This window comes from Nocardia sp. NPDC005366, assembly GCF_040606855.1.
In the GTDB taxonomy this organism is placed as follows: Bacteria; Actinomycetota; Actinomycetes; order Mycobacteriales; family Mycobacteriaceae; genus Nocardia.
On sequence record NZ_JBEXFQ010000028.1, the window covers coordinates 43922 to 68950 of the forward strand.

Genomic DNA, 25029 nt, shown 5'->3' on the forward strand with positions numbered 1-25029 from the left:
GTGGACTACAGGGGTGTATGACGGGGGTGGACGACAGGGGTGGGCTATGCCACCAGGTCGGCGTATTCCCTGTGCTCGGCGACGTATTTGTCCACGTACCAGCAGGTGGGAATGATGGTGAAACCCTGCGAGCGTGATTCGTCGAGCGCGAATCCGACCACTTGGCCCGCGACACCATGACCACGGAACTCCGGGAAGGTCATGGTGTGGTGGAAGTCGCGAACCTTCGCGTCCTCGCGTTCGGCGTAGTCGGCGTACCCGGCGAGGGTGTCGTCGATATAGATCTCGAAACGGGTGTCGGCGACATTGTGCTCGAGCCTGGTGGTCATGTTGTGGGAAAACTCCTCGGTGGTCGGATATGTTCCGGCCCGACCGAGGCCGGGCCACGCTCGAAACCGAGTGTATAGGTGTGACCGCGACGGTTCGCGGATCACAGAATCGAGCCGGGATTGAGAATGCCGCGCGGATCGAGGGCATCTTTGACGCGCTGGGTCAGCGCCATGACATCGGGTCCGAGCTGAGCGGGCAGCCAGGCCTTCTTGAGTCGGCCCACACCGTGTTCGCCGGTGATGGTGCCGCCGAGTTCGATGGCCAGTTCCATGATCTCGCCGAAGGCGCGATGCGCGCGCGCCGTATTCGCGGCATCGGTGGGGTCGTGCACGATCAGCGGGTGGGTATTGCCGTCGCCCGCGTGCGCGATCACCGAGACCACTACATCGTTGCGCCGCGCGATCGCGGCGATGCCGGTGACCAGATCGCCGAGCCGGGGCAACGGGACGCCGACATCCTCGAGCAGCAGCGGGCCGATACGTTCCACGGCGGGAATGGCGAAGCGTCTCGCCGCGGTGAACGCCTCGCCCTCCTCGGGATCCTCGGTATGGAAAACCTCGGACGCTCCGGCCTTCTCGCAGGCGGCCACCATCGACTCGGCCTCGCGGGCGGCGAATTCGCCCGGCGCGTCCGATCGGGCGACCAGCAGCGCCGCCGCCGAACGATCCAACCCCATGCGCATTTCGTCCTCGACGGCGTTGATCGCCACCGCGTCCATGAATTCGAGCATCGACGGGCGCAGCGCCCCGGTGATCGCGAGGATCGCCTCGGTGGCCGCGGTCACTGTGGCGAAGGTCGCGACGACGGTGCTCTGGCGCGGTTGGGCGGGTAACAGTCGCAAGGTCACCTCGGTGATGACGCCGAGGGTGCCCTCGCTGCCGACGAAGAGTTTGGTCAGGGAGAGCCCCGCCGAATCCTTCAGCCGCGGCCCGCCGAGCCGCACCGCGGTGCCGTCGGCGAGCACCACCTCCATTCCGAGGATGTAATCGGCGGTCACGCCGTACTTCACGCAGCAGAGCCCGCCCGCGTTGGTCGCGGCGTTGCCGCCGATCGAGCAGATCTCGAAGGAGGACGGGTCCGGCGGATACCACAGCCCGTGTTCGGCCACCGCGCGTTTGACCTCGACGTTCAACAGTCCCGGCTGCGCCACCGCGGTCCTGGTGACCGGATCGACGGTGATATCGCGCATCCGCTCGGTGCTCAGCACGATTCCGCCGTCAACGGCCGTCGCGCCCCCGGACAGCCCGGAGCCCGCGCCGCGCGGCACCACCGGCACCCGGTGCTCGTGCGCCCAGCGCAGCGTCGCGACCACGTCGGCGGTGCCGGTGGCGCGAACCACCGCGCGCGGTGTTCCCGCGTCGGGGTCGCGGGCCCAGTCGTGGCGGTAACCTGTCAGCAGGTCGGGATCGGTGAGTACCGCGCCCTCGGGAAGCAGGTCGATCAGGTCATGCAGTTCCACAGTCGTCCACGGTAACGTCCCGATCCCGGCACGACGGGATCCGCACGGCGAGGCCGCACGACGGGATGCGCACGGCGGGATCCGCACGGCGGGGCCGCGCGCGTCACCGCGCGTCGGCGCTACGGTGGGCGCGGGTGCGCCGGAACACCCGTGGTTCCGGGATACGACGAGATGGGAGGGCTGGTGCGATGCCGAGCGAAACGCCGGACTACCGCGAATTGGTGAGTGCCGCATTCGCGGGCGAGGCGGCGGACGGAGGTCTCGACGCCGCGGTGTTGCGGCGAATCCGCGCGGGGGATTTCGGGGAGTGGCTCACCGCGCTCGATCACTCGGGACTGTTCGGCCAGGACGCGCTGGCGAAGATCGCCGAACAGTGGCGCGCGGATCCGACGGTGCTGCTCGACGCCCTGCTCGCGGACGCGGACATCGTCACGAGGCGGCGCACCATGGCCGAATGGACGGCACTCGACCGCCCCGAAACGCGCACCCGGCTCGGCTGAGACGCCGATCGGTTTGCCGAGTGCTCACCTGACGGCCACCTACCGCTGGCATGCTGACGTCGTGCTCGATCCGGCGGTCACCACCGAAACCCTTCCCGACCGGTTCACCCGGTGGTGCGAAGTGGTCGTCGCGCGTCTGCCGTGGGGGCTGAATCGCCTTGTGCCGCCGACCCTTCTGGGGTTCGCGCTCATCAACGGAGGCACGTTCGGCGTGGATCTGATCCTGCTGACGATCTTCCACGGCTGGTGGGGCCTGCCGGTATGGCTCGCGGTCACGGTCGGATACATCTGCGCGTTCGCGCTGAGTTTCGTCCTGAACCGGACCTTCAACTTCCATTCGCACGCCCCGGTCGGCAGGCAGGCCGCGATCTACGTCGTGGTGGTCGCGATCAACTACGCGACGTTCATCCTCGGCGTCGGCACCGGCCTCACCGGGCTCGGCCTCGAATACCACCTGTCCCGGCTGCTGGCGGGGGGCTGTGAAGCGGTGTTCATGTACAGCGCTATGCGCTGGGTGGTGTTTCGCACCCGTCCGACCGCCGCGGCGCCGACACGCGGTCACTGATCCAGGATCAGGACGGCCCGCGCAGCACCTCGACGCGGTCGCCGTCGACGACGACCGCGTCGTCATCGGTGAGTCCCCAATGCGGTACTCCATTCGCGCGGAACTGCGCCGCGAGCCGGTCGCAGGTGCCCTCCGGGTCCAGCGCCGAAGACAGATGCGGCACGATCGGCCGATCGACCAATCCCAGTCCGTCCCACAGCGGTTCGATTCCGCAGAAGGGCTCGACCTCGGCGGGGTCGTCGCTGGTCTCCAGCCCGTGCAGATCCGGGGTGAGCAGGCAGGCGCCCGCGCTGTACCCGGCGTAGACCAGCGTGTCGGCGGCCAGTAGTCGCGGCAGCACCAGATCGGCTCCGCTGCGGGCGAATTGGGCGCGCAGGACGAAGGTATTTCCTCCGCGCACCCACAGCATCGGGAATTCGGCCAGCCGTTGCTCCAATTCCGCTGTGCGACCGATGAAATCGCGCAGGTCGAGCACCTCGGGGAGGTAGCCGAGCGCACGCAGTGGAGTCATATCGCTGGCGATCGCGGCCTCCCAGAACTGGGGCCAGGCGTCGCAGGCGTTGGGAATCACCGCGACACGGCCCGGTTCGCCGACGAGTGCGCGCAACCGGTCGGCGTGGACCCCGAATCGGTAGCTGGACAGGAATAGGCGCATCAGATGGTGAAGGCCAGGTTGCGGACCAGTCGAAGGCCGAGTTCCTCGTCGCCGGTGACGGTGATGTCATCGGCATGCTCCTCGGCGGTGGTGCGCCCGCCGCCGAGGCGAACCAGCAGCCCCGAATCGAGCCGGATGGCCACGGTGCACGGATCATCGAATGTGTCTGCATAGGCGGCCCTGCCGTCGACCGCGATATGCAGCGTCCGCGCCAGCGGGCCGGTCAGGTCGAGGGTTATCCGTGATCCGTCCGGAGCCTTGCCGCGCTTGGCGAGCACCCGGGGAAGCGATGCGGCGAATTCGGCGAATGCCTGCTCACCGCGCGGTCCGCCCTCGTCGATGGTTTTGCCGATGGCGTCGGCGATATCGAGTTCGTGCATCCAGCAGTCGAACAGGCGCACCCGCATGAACCGGCCGTAGCTGACCTGTCCGATCGGCGACGGTGTCGGGGTCTTCCATACGGCGTCGTCCATTTTGCCGAGCATCGTCAGACGTCGGTCGGTGATCCGGCCGAACATCTCGAGCAACTCCGCCCCCGACAGCGGGCGCAGCCGGTCGACCCAGATCTCGTTGAGTACTGCCGTCTCGTTGCGGACGTGGGGGAGCGCGCGCACATCCGTCTCGTCACTGCCCGGCTCACGGGCGGGCGGCTTCTCGCCGAGCAGCCACGATTCGGTGCCGATCATATGGGCCACGACGTCGAAGACGGTCCAGCCCGGCAGGGCCGTCGGCGTGCGCCATCCGTCCTCGTCCAGGTCGGCGACCAGCGCGGTGACGGCCTGCCACTGTCGCGACAGCAGGTCGATCGTCTCGATCCGGTCCGGGATCTCCTCGGTCATCATTGCTTCCCTTCGACATCGCGTGCGGAGCTCTGCCCGTCCAGCGCCGCGAGACCGGCCGTGATGGCGGCGGCGGTTCCGGCCGGATCGTGTGGTCTGCGCAGCAGGAAACCCTTCGCGAAGCCGAAGAGATCGCCGTGCCTGCGCGGGATGACGTGCAGGTGGACATGCGCGACGGTCTGGAACGCGGCCTTGCCGTCGTTGAGCACCAGGTTGGCCCCGTCCGCGGACAGTGTGCTGCCGCGCATCGCCAGCGCGAGCCGGTGTCCGGTCCGGAAGATCTCCGCGCCGAGGTCGGCGTCGAGGTCCCCCAATTCGGCGGCGTGCTGTTTGGGGATGACCAGGGTGTGCCCCTTGGCGATGGGCCGGATATCGAGGAACGCGCACAGGGTGTCGTCCTCGTAGACTTTCGTCGACGGAGCTTCGCCCGCCACGATGCGGCAGAAGACGCAGGCATTCACACCGCGACCATACGACCTACGACGAACGCCGAACACCCCCGAATCGGGCATTCGGCATGATGCACGTCACTGTCATGGCGCGCGGCCGACGACCGGGACGCGCCCAGGCGCGGCGTCGCGTGATGTCGCGCCGGCAGTGGATTCGCCACGCTCACCTGCGTCGATAAGTGTCGGTAGCACCGCGGCGTCGCGGCGGAACCGGGGTCACGCGGATGTCGGTGCTGTCGTCACGCCGGGTGCGGGTGTCCCGACGTGCGGACGGTGGTCCGGGCGTGTGATCGGCATCTCAGCTACGCTCACCGCGAGCCGAGTACAGTTGCGAGGATTTCGATGAACTTACTCACGAGTAACTTCATTGGTCCGTCGTTCGGTGGCTAATGGCCAGCACGAGAAGGAAGTCTGACAAGTGGAGACAACGCAGAGCGCGGGCGACTCGTCGCCGCGCGGAGCGCGTGTCGGAGTCGTTCGCGAGTCTAACGCGGGCGAACGGCGTGTCGCATTGGTGCCCAAGATAATTCCCGCCTTGCTGAAACAGGGTGTGGAGGTAGTCGTGGAAACCGGCGCCGGACTGGGTGCGCTCATCCCCGACGAGGCGTATATCGAGGCCGGAGCGACCATCGGTGATCCGTGGTCGGCCGAGGTCGTCGTGAAGGTGGCCCCACCGAGCGACGCCGAGGTGGCGAAACTGTCCAAGGGGCAGACGCTCATCGGATTCCTCGCGCCGCGCAACAGTGATAACCAGATAGGCGCGCTCACCGACGCGGGCGTGCAAGCCTTCGCGGTGGAGGCGATCCCGCGTATCTCACGCGCGCAGGTGATGGACGCGCTGTCCTCGCAGGCGAATGTGGCGGGGTACAAGGCCGTCCTGCTGGCCGCGTCCGAATCGACCCGCTTCTTCCCGATGCTCACCACCGCGGCGGGCACGGTGAAACCGGCGACCGTGCTGGTGCTCGGCGTCGGCGTCGCGGGGCTACAGGCGCTGGCCACGGCCAAGCGCCTAGGCGGGCGCACCACCGGTTACGACGTGCGACCCGAGGTCGCCGATCAGGTGCGTTCGGTGGGTGCGCAATGGCTGGATCTGGGAATCGACGCCGCGGGCGAGGGCGGGTATGCCCGTGAACTCACCGACGACGAGAAGGTCCAGCAGCAGAAGGCCCTCGAAGACGCGATAAAAACCTTCGATGTGGTGATCACCACCGCGCTGGTGCCGGGACGTCCCGCGCCGCGCCTTGTCACCGCCGACGCGGTGCGAGGGATGAAGCCCGGCAGCGTCATCGTGGACCTGGCCGGGGAGACCGGCGGCAACTGCGAACTCACCGAACCCGGTGAGACGGTGGTCAAGCACGAGGTCACCATCGCCTCGCCGCTGAACCTGCCCGCCACCATGCCCGAGCACGCGTCGGAGCTGTACTCGAAAAATATCGCGGCGCTGCTGGAACTGATGCTCGTGGACGGCAAGGTCGTCCCCGACTTCGAAGACCAGGTGCTCGCCGATTCCTGTGTTACCCGTGAGCGAGGCTTGCCGAGCGAACCGACCAACTCAGAGCGAGGCTTGCCGAGCGAACCGACCAACTCAGAGGTGCAGGCCTGATGTATACCGAACTGCTCGCGAATATCGCGATCCTGGTGTTGTCCGGATTCGTCGGATTCGCCGTCATCTCCAAGGTGCCCAACACCCTGCACACCCCGCTGATGTCGGGTACCAACGCCATTCACGGCATCGTCGTCCTCGGCGCGCTGGTGACTCTCGGCAAGATGGAGGATCCGTCCATCGGGATCCAGATCATCCTGTTCGTCGCCGTGGTGTTCGGAACCCTGAACGTCATCGGTGGTTTCGTCGTCACCGACCGCATGCTCGGCATGTTCAAGGGTAAGAAGGCTGTCGCGGCCGACGGCGCGGAGAAGGCGGGTAAGTAGGCCATGGACAACCTCGTCAATATTCTCTATATTGTCGCGTTCGCGCTGTTCATCTACGGTCTGATGGGCCTGACCGGCCCCAAGACCGCGGTGCGCGGCAACTGGATCGCCGCGGTCGGCATGGGGATCGCCGTGGTGGCGACCCTGATCGCGGTCCGCGATACCGGTAACTGGATCCTGATCGTCGCCGGACTCGTCGTCGGTATCGCGTTGGGCGTGCCGCCCGCGAAATACACCAAGATGACCGCGATGCCGCAGCTGGTCGCCGCGTTCAACGGTGTCGGCGGCGGCACCGTCGCACTCATCGCGTGGGCCGAATTCATCGACACCAGCGGCTTTTCCGCGTTCAAGCACGGCGAATCCCCGACCGTGCACATCATCGTCGGTTCGCTGTTCGCCGCGATCATCGGTTCGATCTCGTTCTGGGGTTCGCTGATCGCCTTCGGCAAATTGCAGGAGATCCTGCCGGGTAAGCCGATCGGTGTCGGCAAACTCCAGCAGCCGCTGAACCTGCTGCTGCTCATCGTGTCCGTGGCGGCGGCGGTGGTCATCGGCGTCAACGCCTCCGACGGCGGCGCGCCGTGGTGGTGGATGGTGCTGCTGCTGCTCGCGGCCGGTGTGCTCGGCCTGATGGTGGTGCTGCCCATCGGTGGCGCGGATATGCCCGTTGTCATCTCCCTGCTCAACGCGCTCACCGGTCTTTCGGCCGCCGCGGCCGGTCTGGCATTGAACAACACCGCCATGATCGTCGCCGGCATGATCGTCGGTGCGTCGGGCACCATCCTCACCAACCTCATGGCCAAGGCCATGAACCGGTCGATCCCGGCCATCGTGGCGGGCGGCTTCGGTGGCGGCGGCACCGCGCCCGGCGCGGGCGACGGCGAGGCGAAACAGGCCAAGGCCACCTCGGCGGCCGACGCCGCGATCCAGATGGCCTACGCCAATCAGGTCATCGTGGTCCCCGGCTACGGCATGGCCGTGGCGCAGGCCCAGCACGCGGTCAAGGAGATGGCGGCGCTGCTCGAGGCCAAGGGCGTGGAAGTCAAATACGCCATCCACCCGGTCGCCGGTCGGATGCCAGGCCATATGAACGTGCTGCTCGCCGAGGCCGAGGTGTCCTACGACGCCCTCAAGGAGATGGACGATATCAACGGCGAGTTCTCTCGCACCGATGTCGCCCTCGTCATCGGCGCGAACGATGTCACCAATCCCGCCGCCCGCGAGGACAAGTCCAGCCCGATCTACGGGATGCCGGTGCTCAACGTCGACCAGGCGCGCAGCGTCATCGTGCTCAAGCGCTCGATGAATTCCGGCTTCGCGGGTATCGACAATCCCCTGTTCTACGCCGACCACACCTCCATGCTGTTCGGCGACGCCAAGAAGTCCGTCGGTGCGGTCACCGAGGAACTGAAGGCGCTGTAGGACAACGCACTAACGCCACAGCGGCCCCCGTTCGCACGTCGAACGGGGGCCGCTGTGGGTTTTCCGGCGAGCTACCGCCGGGTCAGCCGACCGGAACGATCGGGGCGCCGCGCCCCGCTCCCGGCGTAGGCGGAACCAGCGCTCCCGCAGGAGGATTGGCGTTCGGCCCGGTCGGCCGCTGCTGCGGGATCATCGTGCTCGGCGAGGACTGCTGCGGCAGCGCCGGTGGACGCGGCGTCGCCGTGGTCGTCTTCGGCGGCTCGCAGGAGGTCTCGGTATCGGCGCATTCCCGATCCGGTGCGGCGGGCACGATCGGCGCGGCCTGCGCGACCGGGTACAGCGCGACGACCGAGAGCACCACGCCCGCCGCTATCCTGGCCGCGCGCCTCACAGCCACACCGGATCGCCGTAGACGGATATCGAATTATCGGCCGTGGCAGTGGAAATGGAGACGATCGCGTAGGAACGCAGGCTCACCGCGCCGAGGCATCCGTCCACTTTGATCTGCACCTGATCGGTGCTGATCGATCCGTGTGCTCCGGCCAGCGCTTTCGTTCCGAAGGGCAGGCTGACGATGCTGCCCGGTTTGGCCGTCATCGACATACTCGGCACCACTTGAGCGCCCACCCCGACATTGACCCCGGTTGTCGAAATCCCGACGCTCGGTCCCATGGACACCCCGAGGCTCATGGTGAGCCCACTGGAAACGTCGACCTGGCATCCGAGTTGGTAGCCGAGTTGCAGCGATCCCGAATCCACCGCGACCCGGCCGCCTCCGCCGATATCCGCGACGGCCGAAAGGCTGACGAACGCCTCCCGGCTCAGTGGCGAATTGGCGAGATTGGGTTGCCGGTCCACATTCTCGGCGGATTTGGTGATCCGCAGTTCCCAGCCGTCGTCGGTGGTGACCACCCGGGACTTGTCCGCCGTCTGTTCGGCTGCCGCTATCGCGCCGTCGAAACCCAGCGCCCCCGCACCGCCGAGCCCTAGCGCTGCCGCCGTGAACGTACAGAGCAGCGCTCTGGTCGAGCTCTTCATCGAACTTTCCTCATCTTCGAAATAATTCCAGCCTGAAGACAACGTACAGTCGACGGCCGGAGCGGGTGCGGTGCGCCCGAGCCGCGCACCGGTCGCGTGCCGGAATCCGATACATTGGCCGCCAGAGTCGCCGCGCGTACGGCAGTGAGTTGGATCCAGGGAGTGTACGTATGACCACGCCGCCGCAATACCCGCGGCAGATGTCCGATCACCGGTCCACGCAGGCATCAGATCGCCCACCGCTGTCGTATGACGATTCGCCCGGTGACGCGCCCGGTGACAGCACACTGGTGGAGGTTCTCAAGCTCGTCGGCGCATTTCTGGTGCTGGGGTTGGCGATTTTCGCGGCGCGGACATATTTCGCGACCGACGGCCAGAAGATCGCGATCGGCCAGTGCGCGAAACTTTCGGGCAGTACCGTCAAAGCCGAATTCACGGTCGCCGAATGCGGCGACGCCGACGCCAATTATGTGGTGGCGCAGCGACTGGACGGGGCCGACGCGGAATGCGCGAGCCGGGATTACGAGAGTTATTACCAGACCAGCGGTGACGAATACACGCTGTGTCTTCGCCTCAATGTCGCGGAGGGTGACTGCGTCAACAGCGTGCTGATGGGCGCGAGTACGCGCGTCGATTGCACGGCCGCCGCCGATTTCAAGGTCGTCCGGATCATTCGCGGCACCGCCGACCGCTCGGCCTGCGACAGCGCGGCGGCCGACGAGGACGCCATCGTCTACCCGAAACCCGATCCGATGACGTTATGCCTTGCCCCGCCGCTGTAGGTGACCTATCCGGTGGCCTCGCGCCGCTCGGTGGCGACCGGCGCGACGATTCCGGCCCAACGTGCGCAGACCAGGACGGCTACGAGCGGCACGGCCAACGCGGTGGTCAGGGGAACGATCACGGTCAGCCATCCGATGAGAGCCGGTCCCGCGAGCAGACCGAGGTAGCCGATGCTGAAGACGTGGGACATGTCGGTGGCGACGGTCGCCGAACCGAGATTGCCCGCGGCGGTGAAGATCTGCGGTATCACGCCGGACAGGCCGAGCCCGACGCAGGCCCAGCCGAATAGGGTCAGCGGGGTCAAGACCGATATCAGGACGACCGCGAGTCCACCCGCGCATATCAGGGTGCCGTAGCGCACCACGGCCACCGCGCCGAAAGCCCCGGCGATGCGATCGGTCGCGAAGCGTCCCGCGGTCATGGTGAACGAGAAGCCGGCGAAAGCCAGTGCGGCGGTGGCCTCGTCGGTTCCGAGGTGGTCGCGAACCTGCAGTGCGCTCCAGTCCGCCGCCGCGCCCTCGGTGAGCAAGCAGATGAAGGCGATGACGGCCAGTCCGAGCACCTTCCGGGTCCTGGCCGCCCGCGCGGGAGCCCACCGTGTGTCCTCGACCGCCGCCGGCCCGGTGCCGGTGACGACATGAAGCGACACGGGCATCGGGACGACCTCGACCGCGTCGGAGACGAATTCCGCCGCCGAGTCGCGCAGGAGCAGCGGAAGCGAGACCGCGACGAGCGCGAGTCCCGCCACCGCGGCGATCGACAGGGTGAGCCGGATATCCATCCCGGCCCGCAGCGCGCCCGCGCCCGCGAGCGAACCCAGGAGTCCGCCGCCGGAGAACAGGGCGTGGAACGCCGACATGACGGGTCTGCCGTACGCTCGTTCGACATGCACCGCCTGCGTATTCATCGAGACGTCGAGCGCCCCGTTGCCCAATCCGAAGCAGGCCAACGCGATGGCCAAGGTGAGCGGACCGGTCGCCAGGCCGGGACCGATCACCGTCACCGAGATCAGACACGCTGCCACCCCGACCATGGTGCGACTGCCGACGCGGTCGGCCAGTGGTCCGGCGAGTCGCATTCCGACCAGCGCCGCACCGGCGAGCGCGAGGATGAAGGTGCCGAGTGTGGATTTCGCGATTCCGGTGCGATCGCAGACGGCGGGGATATGCACCACCCACAGCGCGAGTAGGCATCCGTTCAGCGCGAAAACCGCGAATACCGCCGCGCGGGCCAGACGAAGCCTGCGGTCGACCGTCGGAACCGGCACCCCTCCAACGGTACCCACGATCATCCGCGCACGCGGTGACAATCGTCGGCCTGAGACCACGGGCAGGCGTCTACCCTGGGTGGGTGGATGCCCTCGCCAGCTTGCTCGAAGGTCCGCGTGCTCGCGGCGCGTTCGTGGTCTGCTCGCTGCTCGACCCGCCCTGGGCGCTGCGCATCCAGGACGAATCACCGCTGACGGTGCTGTCGATCGTCCGCGGCACGGCCTGGATCGTTCCCGACGCGGATCCGAAGCGGGCCGAATCGCCCGCGCCGCGTCGACTGGAGGCGGGGGACGTCGCCATTTTCCGTGGACCGCAGCCGTATACGATCGCCGACTCCCCGGAGACGACACCGCAGATCATCATTCACCCCGGCCAGATCACGACCACGCCGGACGGTGAATTGTTGTGCGAGGCGTTGACTCTCGGCGTGCGTCAGTGGGGGACCACCCCGGACGGCGCCACCATGATGGTGACCGGCACCTACGAAACCGTCGGCGCGGTGAGCAGGCGGCTGCTGCGCGCGTTGCCGCCGGTCGTGGTCCTGCGGCACGGCGAATTCGACAGCCGCGTACTGGATCTGCTCGCAGACGAGGCCACCAAGGACGAACCGGCCCAGGGCGCGGTACTGGACCGGCTGCTCGACCTGCTGCTCATCACCGCGCTGCGCTGCTGGTTCGCGGGCAATGACGCGCCCGCCTGGTACCACGCCTACAGCGATCCGCTGGTCGGCAAGGCGCTGCGGCTGTTGCAGCACAATCCGGCGCACGGCTGGACCGTCGCCGGTCTGGCCGAGGCGGTCGGGGTGTCGCGGGCCGCGCTGGCTCGCCGTTTCACCGAGCTGGTGGGCGAGCCGCCGATGGCCTTCCTCACCGAATGGCGTCTCGAACTCGCCGCCGACCTGTTACAGGGATCGGACGCCACCATCGAGGCCATCGCGCGACAGGTCGGTTACGGCAGCGCCTTCGCGCTCAGCGCCGCGTTCAAGCGCCACTTCGGCGTCAGCCCGCGTGACCATCGGCACGGCGCGACACCCGCTGAGCTATCGTCGGCCGGGTGACGCAGCAGTATCCAGTGCTCTGGCCGGTGCCGACCAGGTGGGCCGATAACGACCACTACGGCCACGTGAACAACGTGACGTACTACTCGTACTTCGACACCGCGGTGAACGCGTGGCTGATGGACGCCACCGGTACCGATATCCGGAATCTGCCCGCCCTCGGCGTGGTCGCGCAGACCTCGTGCCAGTACCACGGGTCGCTCAGCTTCCCCGACCAGTTGCGGGTCGGCGTGCGCGTCTCGCGCCTCGGCCGCTCCAGCATCACCTACGATCTGGCGATCTTCCGGGAAGCGGGCGACGACCTCGAACTCGCCGCCACCGGCGTATTCGTCCACGTCTACGTCGATTCCGACACCCGCAAACCGGTCGAGATCCCCGAGGTCATCCGCACGGCGGCGGCCGCGCTTGTCACCGACTGAATCAGCCCTGCAACGCGGCCTGGAAGCGGCGCATGCCTTCGAGCCAGCGGTCGTAGTCGGAACCCTTGTGGCGGTACATCTTCAGAACCTCCGGGTGGGGGAGGATGAGGAATCGCTCGGCATCGATACCCTCGATGACGGATTCGGCGACCTGCTCCGGGGTGAGCACCGCGCCCGCGGTGGTCACCGCCTTGACGGCGAGTTCGGCGGCGGCGTCGCCGGGGATGAGATCGCCGTGCAGCAGCCGGGTGTCGACGCCCATCGGGCAGAGGCAGCTGACGCGAACACCCTTGTCGCCGTAGGTGATCGAGAGCCATTCTGCGAATCCGACGGCGGCGTGCTTGGTCACCGAATACGGGGCGGAGCCGATCTGGGTGAGCAGTCCGGCGGCCGAGGCGGTGGACATGAAATAGCCCGCGCCGCGCTCGACCCAGCGCGGCACGAGGAGGCGAGCGGCGCGCACGTGGGCCAAGACATTGATCTCGATCGACGCCGACCACTGTTCGTCGGTGCTTTCCAGGCCGGGACCGCCGCCGATACCCGCGTTGGCGACATAGAGGTCGACCGGCCCGAACGCGTCCTCGGCGCGGTCGATCAGATTCTGGATCACCTTCTCGTCGGCGACATCGCCGCCGACCGCGATCGCGGCGGAACCGATGGATTCGGCGACCTTCGCCGCCGAATCCGCGTCGAGATCGGCGATCACCACCCGCGCGCCTCCGGCGGCCAGTCGCCGCGCCACTGCGGCCCCGATTCCCGCCCCGGCTCCCGTGACGATCGCGATCTTGCCCGAAATCTCCATATTCGGCACCCTAGCGGGCGCTCCCGCCCGGGATGCGCCCAACCGGAACCCCGGCGGCGCTTTCGGCGGAAACTAGTCGCGCCCGGCCAGCCGTTCCAGCAGCGGCGCGGTGCGAGGTCCGACGAGCGAACGCATCACCAGTGCCATATTCGTCCGCTCGACCCCGGGAATCTTCAGGATCTGCCCGGTGATCCGGTACAGATCGTCGGCATCGCGGGCGACGACGCGCACGGTCAGATCGGTCTGCCCGGTGAGCCCGCAGACCTCGGTCACCTCGGGTACCTCGGCGAGTTCGGCGACGACCGAATCCAGTCGATGCTGATCCAGCACGACCGCGACGAAGGCCGACAGCGGATAGCCGAGCGCCCGCGGTCGCACCCGCAACTCGACACTGCTGAGCACCCCACCGGCCTCCCATCGCGACAATCGTGCCTGCACGGTGTTGCGGGACAGGCCGAGACGGGTCGCGAGTTCCACGCCGGTCGCGCGCGGATTGGCGACCAGTTCGAGTAAGAGGCGCGCGTCGGTGGCGTCCAGGGTCACCTCGGCGGATTCCTTGCTGGTCATAAGACGCAGTATGACATTCGACTACGCCCCGAAATTGTGCAATCTGCTCATTCGGTGCGTGTCCACTTGCGCATAACGCCTCGAGGTGGATGCTGTGAGGTAGAGCATAGTGTTCGGGCGCGGCGCCCGGATGTGACACCCCACGGTCAGGAGGCGATCGGCGATGACGGATAAGCCCGCGTACCCGGTCCAGTTGGTCCAGCCCGATGGACGCAGGGTGTTCGACCGTGAACACGCGGCTCTCGTGGCCGATATCGGCCCCGAGCGGTTGCGCGCTTTGTACGAGGATCTCGTCGTCAGCCGCCGCATCGACACCGAGGCGACGGCGCTGCAACGGCAGGGTCAGCTCGGCCTGTGGCCGCCGCTGCTCGGCCAGGAAGCGGCGCAGGTCGGTTCGGCGCGGGCCCTTCGTCCCGACGACTACGTGTTCTGCAGCTACCGGGAGGCCGCCGTCGCCTACTGCCGCGGTGTCGATCCCGGCGATCTGACGCGGCTGTGGCGCGGCGCGGCCCACCACTGCTGGGATCCCGCCGCGATCAATATGACCAATCCGAATATCGTCGTCGGCTCGCAGGGGCTGCACGCCACCGGCTACGCCTACGCCGCCCATCTGGACGGTGCGGAGATCGGCACCATCGCCTATTTCGGCGACGGCGCGAGCAGCCAGGGCGATATCGCCGAAGCCATGGGTTTCGCCGCGAGCTGGGGCGCGGCGGTGGTGTTCTTCTGCCAGAACAACCACTGGGCGATCAGCGCGCCGGTCCGGGTGCAGAGCGCGACGCCGATCGTGCGCAGGGCCTTCGGATACGGCATCCCCGGCGTCCAGGTCGACGGAAACGACGTGCTCGCGGTGCTCGCGGTGACGCGACAGGCCCTCGCCCGCGCCCGCAGCGGCGGCGGTCCGTCCTTCATCGAGGCGCTGACCTACCGGATGGGCCCGCACACCACCGCCGACGACCCCTCCCGCTACCGCTTCGCCGCGGAAACCGAGCTGTGGAAGCGCCGGGATCCGATCGATCGGATGCGCAGACTCCTCGAACGCGAGGATCTGTGGGACAGCGATATCGACAAGCAGGTCACCGCGCGGGCCGACGAGGTGGCCCACCGGCTGCGCACCGCGACCATCGAGATGGCCGATCCCGACCCGATGCGACTGTTCGACCACGTCTACGCCACCCCGCATCCGCTGCTCACCGAACAGCGGCGTGCCTACGCGGAGTACCTCGCCGGCGATCCCGGGACATCCTCCGCGCCACCGGAAGGAGTCCGCGCATGATCACCACCTTCGCCGCCGCGCTCAACACCGGTCTGCGCAGGGCGCTGGAGGATGATCCGAAGGTTCTGCTGATGGGCGAGGACATCGGCAGGCTCGGCGGAGTCTTCCGTGTCACCGACACCCTGCAGAAGGATTTCGGTGACGACCGGGTGATCGATACGCCGCTGGCCGAATCAGGCATCGTGGGAACGGCTTTCGGTATGGCACTACGCGGATATCGGCCGGTGTGTGAGATACAGTTCGACGGGTTCGTCTATCCGGCCTTCGATCAGATCGTCTCGCAGGTGGCAAAAATCCATTACCGCACCGGGGGAAAGGTGACCGTTCCCCTCACGATTCGCATCCCCTGCGGCGGCGGGATCGGCTCCGTCGAGCATCATTCGGAGTCGCCCGAGGCGTATTTCGCGCATACCCCCGGACTGCGCGTGGTGATACCGAGTACGCCGGTCGACGCGTATCAGATGGTGCGTCAGGCGATCGCGCTCGATGATCCGGTCATCTTCTTCGAACCGAAACGCCGCTACTGGGACCGCGCCGAGGTCGATTTCGACGCGGAGCCCACACTGCCGTTGGATCGGGCGCGGGTCTGCCGCCCCGGAACCGACGCGACGATCGCGGCATACGGCGGTACCGTCGCCACCGCGCTGACCGCGGCGAAAATCGCTGCCGAGGAAGGGCATTCGCTGGAGGTGATCGATCTGCGCAGTCTCGCGCCGATCGATTTCGACACCATCGAGGAATCCGTCACGAAAACCGGCAGGCTGATCGTCGTGCACGAAGCATCGGTTTTCGGGGGTCTGGGAGCCGAAATCGCGGCGCGGATCACCGAACGCTGCTTCTATCATCTGGAGGCTCCGGTGCTGCGCGTCGGCGGCCACGATATTCCGTACCCCCCGGCCAAGCTCGAAAAGCACCACCTGCCAGATCCCGATCGCATTCTGGCCGCGGTGGACCGATCGTTGCCCGCCGCCTGACGCCCCGCCCACCGAAGTGAGAGGTGCCCTGTGCACGATGACGGCCACGTCCTGGAATTCCGGCTCCCGGATCTCGGGGAGGGGCTCGCGGACGCCGAATTGCTGTCGTGGTCGGTCGGTGTCGGGGACACGGTGGAGTTGAACCAGACGATCGCGGAGGTGGAGACGGCCAAGGCGGTGGTTGCCCTACCTTCGCCGTTCTCCGGAACCGTCGTGGAATTGCTGGCGCAGCCGGGCGATACGGTTCCGGTGGGCGCGCCGTTGATCCGGGTGCGCAACGATCTGGCGGTCGCCGCCGACAGCGGCGACAGCGGCGACAGCAGCGGCGGGCGCACATCGGTTCTCGTGGGTTACGGACCGGAAGACGAGCCCGCATCCCGGCGGCGTGCCGCCGCACGGCAGACGGAAACGCCCGCGCCGCAACCGAATCAGGACCGTTCGACCTCGATGGATAGGCGCGCCGCCGCAACGCCGGGGGCGCGCAGACTAGCCAAGGAACTCGGCATCGATCTGTGGTACATCGCCGGTTCCGGTCCGCGGGGCGCGGTGACCGTCGAGGATGTGCGCGGTGCGGTCCCCGTCTCGCGTCCGCGCACCCCCGCCGCGCGCGCGGGCGCGACCACCGTCGCCCCTGCCGCGGACCGGCAGGAGGGTCTCATCAGGCCCGCGGTCAGGGAATCGCGGACCCCGATCGCGGGCATCCGCAAACGCATCGCCGGATCCATGACGGTCAGCGCCCGCACCATCCCGCAGGCCAGCACCTTCCTCACCTTGGATTTCACCGCCTCGATGGAGTTGCTCGACCACCTGCGCACCACCAAGGCGTTCGCCGAACTCACGCCGACGCCCCTGGCCTTGATCGCCAAGGCCGTGGTCGCCGCGATCGCCGAATTCCCCGGTATCAACGCGACCTGGGACGACGCGAATCAGCAGATCGTCACCAAGCACTATGTGAATCTCGGCATCGCGGTCGCGACCGAACGCGGACTGCTCGTGCCCAATCTCAAGGAGGCGCAGACATTGAGCCTGCGCGATCTGTGCCGGGAGATCGGCTGGCTGGCCGAAACCGCGCGCGGGGGCAGCGCGACCCCGGTCGACCTGCGCGGTGGCACCTTCACCATCACCAATGTCGGTGTCTTCGGGGTGGATACCGGGGTTCCGCTGGTCAATCCGGGCGAGGGGGCGATTCTGTGCGTCGGGTCGATCAGGAAGCGGCCCTGGGTGGTTCGTGACGAAGTCGCCGTCCGGTGGGTCACCACCCTCGGCGTCAGTTTCGACCACCGCATGATCGATGGCGAACTCGGCGCGCGCTTCCTCGCGACGGTGGCGGGCCTGCTGGAGGATCCGCTCACCCTGCTCAGTCGCGCGTAGGGCCACGGCCTGGATATCTTCACCGCGGCGCTGTCGTCTGTGCTCAGTCGCGGCGGCTGAGCACCCGTCGTACCACCAATCCCGCGACCAGCGCCCAGAATGCCGCGCCGATACCGAGGAAGCCGACGCCCGAAGCGGCGATCAGGAAGGTTACGACGCCCGCCTCCCGATGCCGCTCCGATGTCAGCGCCCCCGCCAGGGCCGCCGCGAGGGTGGCGAGCAGGGCGAGACCCGCGACCGTTTCCAGCGTGCCCTCGGGTGCGGTCGCGATGAGCGTGACCAGTGCGGCCGAACCGAGCGCGAGCAGCAGGTACGCGACGCCCGTGGTAGCGGCCGCGATCCAGCGGCGTTTCGGGTCGGGATGTGCCGAGGGCGCGGCGGACAGCGCCGCGCTGATCGCCGCGAGATTGATGGCGTGCCCACCGGCGGTCGCACCCGCGATGGTGCCGATTCCGGTGACGGTCATGGCCGCCCGCCACGGCACCCGATAGCCGAAGGAGCCCATCACGGCGGTGCCCGGAATGTTCTGCGATGCCATGGTCACGATGTAGAGCGGAATCGCGACACCGATTACCGCCTGCCAATTCCACTGCGGCAGTGTCAGTTCCACCGCGGGAACCATCGCGGACAGATCCACTCGCCGATGCTGTACCCCGATGCTGACGCCTGCCCCGATCGCGCCGGTCACGAAGGCGGCGATCACCGCCCACCGCTTCGCGAACCGCTGCAATACCAACCAGACCACGATCACCGGCGCCACCACCGCAGGACTCGTGTGCACTGCCCGCACCGGAGCCAGGCACAGTGGAACGAGTACCCCGGCCAGCATCGCCTGGGCGATCTCCACCGGAATCGCCGCGACCAGATCCGCAAGCCGCCGCCACAATCCGGTGATCACGACGAGAACGCCGGTCAGCGCGAAGGCGCCGACAGCGGCGGCCCAGCCGCCCGCGACCGCGCCGGTGCTCACCAGCAGCGCGGCGCCGGGCGTCGACCAGGCCAGGGTGATGGGCATCCGGTATCGGTAGCTGAGCAGGATCATCCCGACGGCCTGGGTGACGCACAGCGCCAGCAGCCCCGAGGCGGCCTGCGCGTGCGTCGCGCCCACCGCGCTCAACCCGCTCAGCACGACCGCGAACGAGCTGGTGAACCCGACCAGTGCGGTAACCACACCCGCGCCGATCGGCTGGGCGATTCCGGTATCGGGACCGGTCGCGGGCGGTTCAGGCACGGTGCCCGGCTCGTCTTGCGCTGCGGAAACCGTCGACATCGTCCGGATCTTGCCGCTGGTAAGTCGGCATGTCACCGGCCAGTCGGCGGAAACTGGCCTGAATTTCCGCAGTCGCGGGTGATGTCGACGACCTCCGGGTAGCGTCGCGAACTACCCTCCTTCACCCCGCGGGGCGAAAAGACATGCGCGCAGGTGGTGCGTAGGGTGGGGACGTCGGTGCGCGAGATGCGATTCTGGATGAGGAGTTCGGGTGTGAGCGCGGTACTGATTTCGGCAGCGGAACTTCGAGAAGCGTTGGCGGGCAGCGGTATTCGTCTGCTCGATATTCGATGGGCGCTCGGTGATCCCGACGGTCCCCAGCACTATCTGGACGGCCATATCCCCGGTGCGGTCTTCGTCGATCTCGAGACGGAGCTGGCCGCGGTTCCCTCACCCGCCCGGGGCAGGCATCCGCTGCCCGATGTCGTGCAGTTGGAGAAATGCGCACGCAGTTGGGGACTCGGGGCAGGCGACACCGTGGTGGTCTACGACGCCACCTGCGGTATGGCCGCGGCCCGCGCCTGGTGGCTGCTGCGCTGGGCGGGTATCGATGACGTCAGAATCCTCGACGGCGGACTGCCCGCGTGGACGGCGACGGGGGGAGCCATCGCGACGGGCCCCGAACCCGATCCGGAACCGGGTGATGTCACGCTGTCCTCCGGCCGGTTGCCGGTGGTCGAGGCCGACGCGGTCGCCAGGTGGCGGGGCGTACTGCTCGACGCGAGAGCCGGTGAGCGATACCGGGGCGAGATCGAGCCGATCGACCCTCGCGCCGGGCATATCCCCGGTGCGGTGAGCGCGCCGACCGCCGAGAATCTCGACGCCGACGGACGGTTCCGCGCCGTGGACGATCTGCGCGAACGGTTCGCCGAATTCGGCTCGGGACCGATCGCGGTCTACTGCGGGTCGGGCGTAACGGCGGCCCACCAGGTCGCCGCCCTGGCGGTGGCAGGGGTGGAAGCCGCGCTGTATCCGGGTTCGTGGTCGCAGTGGTCCAACGATCCGAAGCGTCCGGTAGCCACCGGCGTGTGATCCGAGGACGTCGCCGTCCATCGACACCGGTGCTCACGGACACGTACGCGCGACCTCGTGTAGCGCCGCGTTGTCCATGGCCGTCACCGGCAGGTCGTAGCGCACCGCCACGGTGAGATATTTCGCCGCGTAGAAGCAGTGGTTGGCGCGTGCGGGCGGCAGCCATTCGGCCGGGGTGCTGTCGCGCTTGGCCCGGTTGGTCTCCGCGTCGGTGGCGAGCAGATTGGTCTCGATATCGTTGGCGAACAACACCCGTCGCTCTGCCTGCCAGCGCGAGGCGCCCATATCCCAGGCGGCGGCCAGCGGGTAGACGTGGTCGATCTGCACCGCGCCGGCCTCGGCCTTGCCGAAGGGCAGACGTCGCCCGGTGTAGGGGTCGTTCAACGTTCCCGACACGACGACGCATGCGCGCGTGCCCGCGCGGAAGGCCACCTCCGTGAGCTGCGTGGCGAGCACATTGTTGCGGGTATCGCAGCCATCGTGACCTGCGGGTCCGTCGTAATCGTCGGTCCACGCCTGCCCGAAGACGCACGCCTGACCACCCGTGCACCCGCGCTCGTAACCGCCGGGATGCGGACGAGCGGCGACGACCCGCACCGTGGACAGCAATTCGTCGAGCTGGATTCGCGTGGGACTTCCCGGCGCGGGCTCGACCGCGCCGCCGTCGAGCGCGGCGCAGCCGGCGAGGGCAAGCGCGCCCGCCAGGACGACAGGTAACCATCCGGGCGATCGGCCCGGCGAGAATTCTCGAGTATCCGCGCGCACGTGCCACTTGTACCCGGCCGCACCGACACATCCGGCGGCGGCCATCGGTGCGGGAGCGTGTTCAGAGCCAGGCGCGCGCCAGCAGTTCGTCCTCGGCGACCGCACTGGTACGCGGGGGAAATCGGGTAGCCGAAATCGATTCGGTATGCGCGCCGTCGTGCCCGATCAACCAGGAACCGCCGCGCTCCTCGCATTCGGCGATCTTGGCGAAGGTCGTGAGGAGAAAGGTCACCGCGTCCGCCGGGTCGATGGTGCGGGCGAGGCGCTGGGATTCGCCGGGACGTGAGAGATCCAGCCAGACCCCGGATTGACCGTCCAGTCGCATATCGACGATCTTGTCGGTGTTGACGAAGGTGAATTTGCGCCGTTCCCACGGTGTGGTCGGCGTGAAGCTCTGCTCGAGTACCTGGAGCAGAATTGTCATTGCTGCTGCCCTGCACTTTCCTTGGACGCCTGGGTCGGGGGTGCTACCCAGCGGTGGTCGAGGCGATAACCGATCCGATAACCGATCCGATAACCGTTGTGATGATGCTTGCGACGCGGTGACCAGCGGATATACCAGTTTATCCGCTCGGGTGCGGAAATCCAGGGCAGTGGGTTCGGGAATTCGGCGCGGTCGGTGTCGGAGCCACCTGATTGGATGGTCGGATGCTGCACGGTCTGTGGTCGTCGGGTTCCGGCCTGCTGCTGTGGACAGACGACGGCGAGGTTCCTCCCGGTCTGCCCGACCCGTTGGGCGCGATCCTGCGTTCATCGAAGTTCCGCCACCACGCCGACGTCATGCGCGCCGAGGGAATCGAGCGCGCCGACATCGAACGCGTGCGCGCGCACGCGATGGCGCCCGCCGCCGCCGCTGCCGCGCTCCGCCAGCGGCTGCCCGGCGAATCCGTCTCCGGCGACCTGCGCTATCTGGCTCACCTCGCGCACGGCATCGAGCGGTGGGTGCGCGCCGGGCGCGTCGTCCCCGAACTCCGTCGTGACGACGGTCAGTGGTGGGTGCGCTGGCGGTTGGCGGGCGGCGAGCGGCAACGTGCCTGGCTCGCCGAGGCGGCGGTGGCCATGCCCGCCGCGCTCCAGGTCGCGGGCAGACCGGCGGCGCTACTGGAGGATCTGGTCGGGAAACTCACCGATCCGATCGCGCGGGAGTTGCTGGATGGGCGGCCCGTCACGCATCCGCTGCTGAGCGCGCTGGTCGGGGATGTGCCGCTGGAGGGCGGCAGTCACCACTTGGCCGAGACATTGGAACGCTGGCGGGCCAGTCTCACCGTCGACCAGCCGGAACTGGTACTGCGTCTGCTCGAGCCCGACGGCACGTTCGGCACCGAGGACGAATCGGTCGCGCTGTGGCGTCTGGAGGTCTGTCTGCGGCTGCCCGGGGAAGCGCCGAATCCGATTCCGCTGCACGGTGATCCGAGTCTGGTGCGCACCACGATCGAGAAGTTGGGCGAGGCGCAGCGGGCCTATCCGCGGTTGCGTGATCTCCCCTCCGATCCCCGGAGCATGGATCTGCTGCTGCCGACGCCGGTCGTGGCCGACCTGGTCGAACACGGTGCGCACGCACTGCGGGAGGCGGGGGTCGGCCTCCTGCTGCCCCGTGCCTGGAATATCACCGCGCCGTCCATGCGCTTGCGGGTGGACAGCGCCGTTCCCGCCGCCGAGAGCACCGTCGGCATGCGCGGATTGGTTTCCTACCGTTGGGAATTGGCACTCGGCGATACCGTGCTCACCGCTGCGGAGATGGGCAGGCTGATCCACGCGAAATCCGATCTGGTGCAGTTGCGCGGGGAATGGGTGCAGGCCGATCACAAGGTGCTCGCCGCGGCGGCCCGCTACGTCGCCGCCCATCTCGATCCCTCGCCGATAACCCTGGCCGATATGCTCGGCGAACTCGCGGGCGGGCGGGTCGACCGGGTGCCGATCACCGAGGTCACCGCCACCGGTTGGGCGGCCGAGCTGTTCGACCGCCAGCACGAGGTGGAACCCGTCGAGCCCCCGGTCGGATTGAAGGCGCAGTTGCGTCCCTATCAGCTGCGCGGCGTGACATGGCTTGCCACCATGAGCCGCATGGGATGCGGTGCGATCCTCGCCGACGATATGGGGCTGGGTAAGACCATCCAGGTGCTCGCGCTGCTCCTGCACGAACGCGAAGTCGCGCGGGGGCTTTCGCGAACCGACGACATCACGGCGGACGCGGCGGCGATGCCGGGGCCGACGCTGCTGGTGAGCCCGATGTCGGTGGTCGGCAACTGGCAACGCGAGGCCCAGCGGTTCGCGCCCGATCTGCGGGTGCTCGTGCACCACGGCGTCGGGCGTCGCGCTGGCCCCGAATTCGACGCGGCGGTGGCCGATGCGGATCTGGTGATCACCACCTACGCGCTGCTTGCCCGCGATATCGACGATATGCGGCGCGGCCCGTGGGAGCGGATCGTGCTGGACGAGGCGCAGCACATCAAGAACGCGGGAACCAGGCAGGCCCGCGCGGCGCGGTCGGTGCCCGCGCGACATCGCCTGGCGCTCACCGGAACCCCGGTGGAGAACCGCCTGGAGGAATTGCGCTCGATCCTCGATTTCGCGATGCCATCGCTACTCGGCAGTGCCCAGACCTTCCGCGCTCGCTTCGCCGTCCCGATCGAGCGGGAACAGGATCAGAACGCGCTGACGCGCCTGCGATATCTCACCCAGCCGTTCGTGCTGCGCCGGGTGAAAACCGATCCGGCGGTCATCTCCGATCTTCCGGAGAAATTCGAGATGACGGTGCGCGCCAACCTCACCGTGGAGCAGGCCGCGCTATACCAGGCGGTGGTCGACGACATGCTGGCAAAGATCAAGGATGCCAAGGGTATGGCGCGCAAGGGCGCGGTACTCGGCGCGCTGACCCGGCTCAAACAGGTGTGCAACCATCCGGCGCATTTCCTCGGCGACGGCTCGCCAGTGCTGCTGCGCGGCGGCCATCGCTCCGGAAAATTGGCCCTGGTGGAGGATATTCTGGAGTCGGTGCTCGCCGATGGCGAGAAAGCCCTGCTGTTCACCCAGTTCCGGGAATTCGGCGATCTCGTCGCGCCCTATCTGGTGGAGCGTTTCGGCGCCGAGATCCCGTTCCTGCACGGTGGGGTGGCGAAGAAGCGGCGCGACGCCATGGTCGAACGATTCCAGTCCGAGGGCGGACCGCCGCTGATGCTGTTGTCGCTCAAGGCGGGCGGTACCGGGCTGAATCTCACCGCCGCCAATCACGTTGTGCACCTGGATCGTTGGTGGAATCCAGCGGTGGAGAACCAGGCCACCGACCGTGCCTTCCGCATCGGGCAGCGTCGTGACGTGCAGGTGCGCAAGCTGGTCTGCGTCGACACCATCGAGGAGAAGATCGACGAAATGATCAACGGCAAGCGTCATCTCGCCGAATTGGCGGTCGGCGCGGGCGAGAACTGGATCACCGAACTCGGCACCGACGAATTGCGCGAATTGTTCGCGCTCGGCGCGGAAGCGGTCGGCGAATGAGCCCCTTCGAGGATTACCGCAAATACGGTAAACGCCGCGCGGTCGAGGGCGGTATGGCGGCGCGGAGCAGGCGCGGCGGATTCGGCCGGACCTGGTGGGGTAAGGCGCTGATCGACGCGGTGGAGGCGATGGCCGAGCCGGGCAGGCTGGCGCGCGGCCGTACCTACGCGCGATCCGGTCAGGTGATCAGTTATCGCATCGAACCCGGTGTGGTGACGGCGGAAGTGCAGGGGAGCCAACCCCGCCCGTTCACCGCCGTGTTCACCGTGCGAGCGCTGCGCGAGGAGGAATTGGCGCTGCTGATCGAGACGATTCGCACCGCGCCGGGAATGCTCGCCGAGATCGCCTCCGGCGCATTGCCCAGCGGTCTCGGACCGCATCTGCTGCCGACCACGGCCGCGGATCTGGATTTCGCGTGCACCTGCCCGGACCCGGGCTGGCCGTGCAAACATGTGGCCGCCGTCTGTTATCTGCTGGCCGAACGACTCGACGAGCGTCCGCGCGAAATCCTCACCCTGCGCGGACTCGATCTGGACACGCTCATCGGCGGGATCGAACGCGATCCACAGCCCACCGTCTCCGACGATCCATACGGCGATCGGGCGACGCTACCGGATCTGCCGACACCGGAATTCCATCCCGCACTGGAGGATCTGGACCCGGTGATCCTGCGCCGCGCCTTGCGGATGATCGCCGAGGACGAGCCGACCGCGGCCGCCGGGCTGCGGGAACTGCGCGCGCTGTACGAGGTACTCGGGCGCTGA

General features: G+C 67.8%; 28 protein-coding genes. 14 read left to right on the forward strand and 14 right to left on the reverse strand.

Going from position 1 to position 25029, the window contains the following annotated elements:
* Window positions 1-44: 44 nt before the first annotated feature.
* Window positions 45-434 carry a GNAT family N-acetyltransferase gene (locus tag ABZS43_RS27140; RefSeq protein ID WP_355038791.1) on the reverse strand — a complete coding sequence of 130 codons (390 nt, stop codon included), beginning with the start codon at window positions 432-434 and terminating at the stop codon, window positions 45-47.
* A complete protein-coding gene (locus ABZS43_RS27145) occupies window positions 431-1789 on the reverse strand; it encodes an FAD-linked oxidase C-terminal domain-containing protein (protein ID WP_355038792.1) in 1359 nt (452 codons plus the stop codon). The genes ABZS43_RS27140 and ABZS43_RS27145 overlap by 4 nt, the downstream gene beginning before the upstream one ends.
* 188 nt (window positions 1790-1977) lie before the next feature.
* Here ABZS43_RS27145 and ABZS43_RS27150 point away from each other — a divergent pair, with 188 nt between their 5' ends.
* Window positions 1978-2289: a hypothetical protein gene (locus tag ABZS43_RS27150; protein WP_355038793.1), complete on the forward strand. Its 312-nt coding sequence runs from the start codon at window positions 1978-1980 to the stop codon at window positions 2287-2289.
* A 13-nt stretch (window positions 2290-2302) separates the two neighbouring features.
* Window positions 2303-2854, forward strand: coding sequence for a GtrA family protein (locus ABZS43_RS27155; RefSeq protein ID WP_355038794.1), 552 nt, complete (start codon window positions 2303-2305; stop codon window positions 2852-2854).
* Between the two features lie 7 nt (window positions 2855-2861).
* Here the strand turns inward: ABZS43_RS27155 and ABZS43_RS27160 are convergent, their stop codons facing one another.
* The 3 genes from ABZS43_RS27160 to ABZS43_RS27170 are packed head-to-tail and all read right to left on the reverse strand — an operon-like array spanning window position 2862 to window position 4809.
* Window positions 2862-3509, reverse strand: coding sequence for a Type 1 glutamine amidotransferase-like domain-containing protein (locus tag ABZS43_RS27160; RefSeq protein ID WP_355038795.1), 648 nt, complete (start codon window positions 3507-3509; stop codon window positions 2862-2864).
* The gene (locus ABZS43_RS27165; RefSeq protein ID WP_355038796.1) at window positions 3509-4348 is read right to left on the reverse strand and encodes a maleylpyruvate isomerase family mycothiol-dependent enzyme; all 840 of its coding nucleotides are present in this window, start codon (window positions 4346-4348) and stop codon (window positions 3509-3511) included. Before ABZS43_RS27165 ends, ABZS43_RS27160 begins: the two co-directional genes overlap by 1 nt.
* Window positions 4348-4809 (reverse strand): HIT family protein, encoded by a 462-nt coding sequence (locus ABZS43_RS27170; protein ID WP_355038797.1) that lies wholly within the window; start codon window positions 4807-4809, stop codon window positions 4348-4350. Before ABZS43_RS27170 ends, ABZS43_RS27165 begins: the two co-directional genes overlap by 1 nt.
* Before the next feature lie 406 nt (window positions 4810-5215).
* Here ABZS43_RS27170 and ABZS43_RS27175 point away from each other — a divergent pair, with 406 nt between their 5' ends.
* Genes ABZS43_RS27175 through ABZS43_RS27185 form a run of 3 tightly spaced genes read left to right on the forward strand, consistent with a single transcriptional unit; the run spans window position 5216 to window position 8148 of the window.
* Complete coding sequence (locus ABZS43_RS27175) at window positions 5216-6400, forward strand: Re/Si-specific NAD(P)(+) transhydrogenase subunit alpha (protein WP_355038798.1); 1185 nt, start codon at window positions 5216-5218, stop codon at window positions 6398-6400.
* On the forward strand, window positions 6400-6726 hold the full coding sequence (locus ABZS43_RS27180) for an NAD(P) transhydrogenase subunit alpha (RefSeq protein ID WP_355038799.1): 327 nt from the start codon (window positions 6400-6402) through the stop codon (window positions 6724-6726). The genes ABZS43_RS27175 and ABZS43_RS27180 overlap by 1 nt, the downstream gene beginning before the upstream one ends.
* A 3-nt stretch (window positions 6727-6729) precedes the next feature.
* Window positions 6730-8148, forward strand: a complete 1419-nt coding sequence (locus tag ABZS43_RS27185) for an NAD(P)(+) transhydrogenase (Re/Si-specific) subunit beta (RefSeq protein ID WP_355038800.1) — start codon at window positions 6730-6732, stop codon at window positions 8146-8148.
* Between the two features lie 82 nt (window positions 8149-8230).
* Here the strand turns inward: ABZS43_RS27185 and ABZS43_RS27190 are convergent, their stop codons facing one another.
* Window positions 8231-8545, reverse strand: coding sequence for a hypothetical protein (locus ABZS43_RS27190; RefSeq protein ID WP_355038801.1), 315 nt, complete (start codon window positions 8543-8545; stop codon window positions 8231-8233).
* Complete coding sequence (locus tag ABZS43_RS27195; RefSeq protein WP_355038802.1) at window positions 8536-9186, reverse strand: MspA family porin; 651 nt, start codon at window positions 9184-9186, stop codon at window positions 8536-8538. Before ABZS43_RS27195 ends, ABZS43_RS27190 begins: the two co-directional genes overlap by 10 nt.
* A 170-nt stretch (window positions 9187-9356) precedes the next feature.
* Between ABZS43_RS27195 and ABZS43_RS27200 the strand changes: the two genes are divergently transcribed.
* The gene (locus ABZS43_RS27200; RefSeq protein WP_355038803.1) at window positions 9357-9968 is read left to right on the forward strand and encodes a hypothetical protein; all 612 of its coding nucleotides are present in this window, start codon (window positions 9357-9359) and stop codon (window positions 9966-9968) included.
* Window positions 9969-9973: 5 nt separating this feature from the next.
* Here the strand turns inward: ABZS43_RS27200 and ABZS43_RS27205 are convergent, their stop codons facing one another.
* Entirely contained in the window at window positions 9974-11260 is a 1287-nt protein-coding gene (locus ABZS43_RS27205) for an MFS transporter (RefSeq protein WP_355038804.1), read from the reverse strand.
* A 59-nt stretch (window positions 11261-11319) separates the two neighbouring features.
* Here ABZS43_RS27205 and ABZS43_RS27210 point away from each other — a divergent pair, with 59 nt between their 5' ends.
* Window positions 11320-12294 (forward strand): AraC family transcriptional regulator, encoded by a 975-nt coding sequence (locus ABZS43_RS27210; RefSeq protein ID WP_355038805.1) that lies wholly within the window; start codon window positions 11320-11322, stop codon window positions 12292-12294.
* Entirely contained in the window at window positions 12291-12713 is a 423-nt protein-coding gene (locus ABZS43_RS27215) for a thioesterase family protein (protein WP_355038806.1), read from the forward strand. The genes ABZS43_RS27210 and ABZS43_RS27215 overlap by 4 nt, the downstream gene beginning before the upstream one ends.
* 1 nt (window position 12714) lies before the next feature.
* Here the strand turns inward: ABZS43_RS27215 and ABZS43_RS27220 are convergent, their stop codons facing one another.
* Together ABZS43_RS27220 and ABZS43_RS27225 are read right to left on the reverse strand one after the other, a co-directional pair.
* Complete coding sequence (locus ABZS43_RS27220) at window positions 12715-13515, reverse strand: SDR family oxidoreductase (RefSeq protein WP_355038807.1); 801 nt, start codon at window positions 13513-13515, stop codon at window positions 12715-12717.
* A 72-nt stretch (window positions 13516-13587) separates the two neighbouring features.
* On the reverse strand, window positions 13588-14082 hold the full coding sequence (locus ABZS43_RS27225; RefSeq protein ID WP_355038808.1) for an Lrp/AsnC family transcriptional regulator: 495 nt from the start codon (window positions 14080-14082) through the stop codon (window positions 13588-13590).
* Window positions 14083-14245: 163 nt separating this feature from the next.
* Here ABZS43_RS27225 and pdhA point away from each other — a divergent pair, with 163 nt between their 5' ends.
* From pdhA to ABZS43_RS27240, 3 genes are read left to right on the forward strand one after another with little or no spacing between them, the layout of a single operon-like run.
* Window positions 14246-15358 (forward strand): pyruvate dehydrogenase (acetyl-transferring) E1 component subunit alpha, encoded by a 1113-nt coding sequence (gene pdhA, locus ABZS43_RS27230; RefSeq protein WP_355038809.1) that lies wholly within the window; start codon window positions 14246-14248, stop codon window positions 15356-15358.
* The gene (locus ABZS43_RS27235) at window positions 15355-16332 is read left to right on the forward strand and encodes an alpha-ketoacid dehydrogenase subunit beta (RefSeq protein WP_355038810.1); all 978 of its coding nucleotides are present in this window, start codon (window positions 15355-15357) and stop codon (window positions 16330-16332) included. The genes pdhA and ABZS43_RS27235 overlap by 4 nt, the downstream gene beginning before the upstream one ends.
* A gap of 30 nt (window positions 16333-16362) precedes the next feature.
* Window positions 16363-17703, forward strand: coding sequence for a dihydrolipoamide acetyltransferase family protein (locus ABZS43_RS27240; RefSeq protein WP_355038811.1), 1341 nt, complete (start codon window positions 16363-16365; stop codon window positions 17701-17703).
* 43 nt (window positions 17704-17746) lie between these two features.
* Here the strand turns inward: ABZS43_RS27240 and ABZS43_RS27245 are convergent, their stop codons facing one another.
* Complete coding sequence (locus tag ABZS43_RS27245) at window positions 17747-18973, reverse strand: benzoate/H(+) symporter BenE family transporter (RefSeq protein WP_355038812.1); 1227 nt, start codon at window positions 18971-18973, stop codon at window positions 17747-17749.
* Between the two features lie 198 nt (window positions 18974-19171).
* Here ABZS43_RS27245 and ABZS43_RS27250 point away from each other — a divergent pair, with 198 nt between their 5' ends.
* Window positions 19172-20005, forward strand: a complete 834-nt coding sequence (locus ABZS43_RS27250; protein ID WP_355038813.1) for a sulfurtransferase — start codon at window positions 19172-19174, stop codon at window positions 20003-20005.
* 33 nt (window positions 20006-20038) lie between these two features.
* Here ABZS43_RS27250 and ABZS43_RS27255 read toward each other — a convergent pair whose 3' ends face one another.
* The 3 genes from ABZS43_RS27255 to ABZS43_RS27265 form a co-directional block, all read right to left on the reverse strand.
* Window positions 20039-20710, reverse strand: a complete 672-nt coding sequence (locus ABZS43_RS27255) for an HNH endonuclease family protein (protein WP_355038857.1) — start codon at window positions 20708-20710, stop codon at window positions 20039-20041.
* 121 nt (window positions 20711-20831) lie between these two features.
* The gene (locus ABZS43_RS27260) at window positions 20832-21194 is read right to left on the reverse strand and encodes a hypothetical protein (RefSeq protein ID WP_355038814.1); all 363 of its coding nucleotides are present in this window, start codon (window positions 21192-21194) and stop codon (window positions 20832-20834) included.
* Complete coding sequence (locus ABZS43_RS27265) at window positions 21191-21427, reverse strand: hypothetical protein (protein WP_355038815.1); 237 nt, start codon at window positions 21425-21427, stop codon at window positions 21191-21193. Before ABZS43_RS27265 ends, ABZS43_RS27260 begins: the two co-directional genes overlap by 4 nt.
* Between ABZS43_RS27265 and ABZS43_RS27270 the strand changes: the two genes are divergently transcribed.
* On the forward strand, window positions 21419-24265 hold the full coding sequence (locus tag ABZS43_RS27270) for a DEAD/DEAH box helicase (protein ID WP_355038816.1): 2847 nt from the start codon (window positions 21419-21421) through the stop codon (window positions 24263-24265). The two genes, ABZS43_RS27265 and ABZS43_RS27270, sit on opposite strands and share 9 nt — an antisense overlap.
* Complete coding sequence (locus ABZS43_RS27275; RefSeq protein ID WP_355038817.1) at window positions 24262-25029, forward strand: SWIM zinc finger family protein; 768 nt, start codon at window positions 24262-24264, stop codon at window positions 25027-25029. The genes ABZS43_RS27270 and ABZS43_RS27275 overlap by 4 nt, the downstream gene beginning before the upstream one ends.

What these genes read in the sequence shown, in the direction of transcription:
- ABZS43_RS27150 (WP_355038793.1), top strand. Translation starts at nt 1,978, where the DNA reads ATGCCGAGCGAAACGCCGGACTACCGCGAATTGGTGAGTGCCGCATTC.
- ABZS43_RS27160 (WP_355038795.1), bottom strand. Translation starts at nt 3,509, where the DNA reads ATGCGCCTATTCCTGTCCAGCTACCGATTCGGGGTCCACGCCGACCGG.
- ABZS43_RS27165 (WP_355038796.1), bottom strand. Translation starts at nt 4,348, where the DNA reads ATGACCGAGGAGATCCCGGACCGGATCGAGACGATCGACCTGCTGTCG.
- ABZS43_RS27180 (WP_355038799.1), top strand. Translation starts at nt 6,400, where the DNA reads ATGTATACCGAACTGCTCGCGAATATCGCGATCCTGGTGTTGTCCGGA.
- ABZS43_RS27185 (WP_355038800.1), top strand. Translation starts at nt 6,730, where the DNA reads ATGGACAACCTCGTCAATATTCTCTATATTGTCGCGTTCGCGCTGTTC.
- ABZS43_RS27195 (WP_355038802.1), bottom strand. Translation starts at nt 9,186, where the DNA reads ATGAAGAGCTCGACCAGAGCGCTGCTCTGTACGTTCACGGCGGCAGCG.
- ABZS43_RS27200 (WP_355038803.1), top strand. Translation starts at nt 9,357, where the DNA reads ATGACCACGCCGCCGCAATACCCGCGGCAGATGTCCGATCACCGGTCC.
- ABZS43_RS27205 (WP_355038804.1), bottom strand. Translation starts at nt 11,260, where the DNA reads ATGATCGTGGGTACCGTTGGAGGGGTGCCGGTTCCGACGGTCGACCGC.
- ABZS43_RS27220 (WP_355038807.1), bottom strand. Translation starts at nt 13,515, where the DNA reads ATGGAGATTTCGGGCAAGATCGCGATCGTCACGGGAGCCGGGGCGGGA.
- ABZS43_RS27225 (WP_355038808.1), bottom strand. Translation starts at nt 14,082, where the DNA reads ATGACCAGCAAGGAATCCGCCGAGGTGACCCTGGACGCCACCGACGCG.
- pdhA (WP_355038809.1), top strand. Translation starts at nt 14,246, where the DNA reads ATGACGGATAAGCCCGCGTACCCGGTCCAGTTGGTCCAGCCCGATGGA.
- ABZS43_RS27235 (WP_355038810.1), top strand. Translation starts at nt 15,355, where the DNA reads ATGATCACCACCTTCGCCGCCGCGCTCAACACCGGTCTGCGCAGGGCG.
- ABZS43_RS27245 (WP_355038812.1), bottom strand. Translation starts at nt 18,973, where the DNA reads ATGTCGACGGTTTCCGCAGCGCAAGACGAGCCGGGCACCGTGCCTGAA.
- ABZS43_RS27250 (WP_355038813.1), top strand. Translation starts at nt 19,172, where the DNA reads ATGAGGAGTTCGGGTGTGAGCGCGGTACTGATTTCGGCAGCGGAACTT.
- ABZS43_RS27260 (WP_355038814.1), bottom strand. Translation starts at nt 21,194, where the DNA reads ATGACAATTCTGCTCCAGGTACTCGAGCAGAGCTTCACGCCGACCACA.
- ABZS43_RS27270 (WP_355038816.1), top strand. Translation starts at nt 21,419, where the DNA reads ATGCTGCACGGTCTGTGGTCGTCGGGTTCCGGCCTGCTGCTGTGGACA.
- ABZS43_RS27275 (WP_355038817.1), top strand. Translation starts at nt 24,262, where the DNA reads ATGAGCCCCTTCGAGGATTACCGCAAATACGGTAAACGCCGCGCGGTC.